This window comes from Lishizhenia sp., from assembly GCF_033720595.1.
GTDB lineage: Bacteria > Bacteroidota > Bacteroidia > Flavobacteriales_D > Crocinitomicaceae > Lishizhenia.
On sequence record NZ_JAWWCF010000292.1, the window covers coordinates 1 to 2,243 of the forward strand.

Here is a 2,243-nt window from a genome sequence, read left to right on the forward strand (position 1 = left end):
AAGGCAATGGGTGTTAGGTTCATTAGCCTCCATGGTGCAGCCTGTTTATATTGCCGGTCCACGCATCGGGGAAATGCTTTGGTGGGATAAAAAATGGGAGAATGAAAAACGATTTGATTCTTATACGCACTTGCATTATGGTTTTTTAAACGAGGATGTAAAAGGTAGAGTATCGGCACGTTATTTATATGATCCTTTTAAAACGGGACGAATCGGTGCAATGGTGAGCCATGACTATGGCGTTATTCGTTCTAACGATGGAGTGACAAATATGATTTTACGTGAAAACTTTATCGAGAAAACGAGCTTGTCAGTATACCATAACTATGAGTTGTTTAACGGATTGATGTTGAACGTAGAATTTAACTTTACCGAAAGAAGATCGGTAGCAGAGGGAACTAATTTTATCCAGGAATTCGACGAGGTACTCAATAACAAGCCACCTGCGTCCTTTGATACCTACCAGGCTTTTATGAGTAAAATTCATTTGGCTTATACTCCTTTTCAAAAATACATGAGAGAACCGCATAGAAAAGTGATTTTAGGTTCTAGATGGCCTACAGTATACATGTATTGGGAAAAAGGAATTCCTAGTCTGTTTGGCAGCGACGTTAATCATGACTACCTCCTGTTTGGATTACGTCAGAGTTTTAAAATTTCAACTTTTGGAACATCATCGTATCATATTAAATCTGGAAGATTTTTGAACACAAAGGTATTGCGTGAGATTGACTATAAATACCACAGAAGGTCAGACCCGATTTATTTAACCAATCCATTAACCGGATATCAAGATTTGGATACTTCACTTCCCACTTTGAATTGGTATTTTGAATCACACTTTATTCATCATTTTAACGGTGCTCTATTAAACAAGGTGCCATTTATGAAACGTTTGCGTGTAACATCTGTAGGTGGAGGTGGTTACCTATACGTTCCGGAACATAGTTGGACACATTATGAAATGTTTGCGGGTATAGAACGTGTGTTTAAACTGAAGAAACAACGTTTTAGACTTGGGTTGTACTATGTGGTTTCAGATGGAAACCAAATCAATACGCGGAGTACCTTTAGGATAAGTATGAACTTTTTGGATCCTGAGGATATGACTTTTTGGTATTGATGGTTGGGGTGTGGATAGGTGAATTATTATCCTGATTAGTCGCATAGTTGCCAAGTTTAACTTAAAACTCTTTTCATCAAAATTTTAAATTTATTTTGATACCTCAAATTATAATTGAATGAATATTCGAATAAGTATTTCTGTAAATGAAGAAAACTTACACCATGATGTATACCATTTAAATTCCTATTTTCATTTGACATGATATAGTTCAGCCAATTTTTAATCTTTGTTTTAACAGGGAAATGAGGCTCTTTCATCTCTATTTTTTTTTGAGCATTAAAAATCTTTAAACAACGATATCCTGATTTTATGAGTGAGTGTTCAACTGTATTTACATTTTGTTGGATTTTAAGTGGAGCGATTAAATTAATTTCATCCCTACAGTTTGCCGGTGATTTGAAGATAGCAGTTATAGAGTAATTCTGAATAGCTTTTAGCTGTGAAGGGTGACATTTATCCTTCGATAAAAGCGTTAGAAATAGAAAGTACTCTTTGGCCAAGACTTCATCCCCCATGGCCATCCTTATTTTCATACTGAGGTACCAAACTGTTCTGTACCTTTTTATTCCGAGAAGTCTAGATAATTCGAGTATTGAATACGATTTTTTTACATGTGTCATTAAAAATATAGCCTTAAACCAGGCCCTGTAAGGTACTTTAGAGGATTGCATAAGCGTTCCGCTTTTAAGTGAAATTTTTCGACCGCAGGAGCATCTCCAGTAATTATGCTTGGGGCGCCAATTATTTACAGTTTGCTGGCAATTTGGACATTGAATACCAATGCGTTCACGTTGCAGTTTAAGGAAATGAATACATTTTTTTTCGGTTCCGAATCTTCGGAAGAATTCAGTTAGATCCATGATTTTAGAGTTAGGTTGAATTTTAATTTACGAAAGATATTCTTTGTTTCCAAAAAGTAGAGAGGATTGTGGTTTTGGCCAACATGCGACTAATCAGGGTTGTAAGTATGGTTTAAATAAGGTTTATTCACCTCAACATAAAAAATATCAAAATAATTTTATGGAATTCTTAAGACGTTGTCATCTAAAAAGAGAACATTAAAACAATATACCATGAGATTAACAATGATATTCGCTTTTTGCCTTTTAGGATGGAT

The 2,243-nt window shown here is 35.2% G+C and carries 2 protein-coding genes; one reads left to right on the forward strand and one right to left on the reverse strand.

Features of this window, described 5'->3' with window-relative positions; translation table 11 throughout:
* Positions 1-1,123 (forward strand): DUF5686 family protein (locus R3333_RS14160; protein ID WP_318959420.1); only part of this gene is annotated, 1,123 nt, incomplete at its 5' end.
* Between the two features lie 56 nt (positions 1,124-1,179).
* Here R3333_RS14160 and R3333_RS14165 read toward each other — a convergent pair.
* Complete coding sequence (locus tag R3333_RS14165; RefSeq protein WP_318959421.1) at positions 1,180-1,746, reverse strand: hypothetical protein; 567 nt, start codon at positions 1,744-1,746, stop codon at positions 1,180-1,182.
* Between the last annotated feature and the right edge of the window lie 497 nt (positions 1,747-2,243).

Bases quoted from the DNA above. Each gene is read 5' to 3' on its own strand.
- R3333_RS14165 (WP_318959421.1), bottom strand. From the start codon at position 1,746: ATGACACATGTAAAAAAATCGTATTCAATACTCGAATTATCTAGACTT.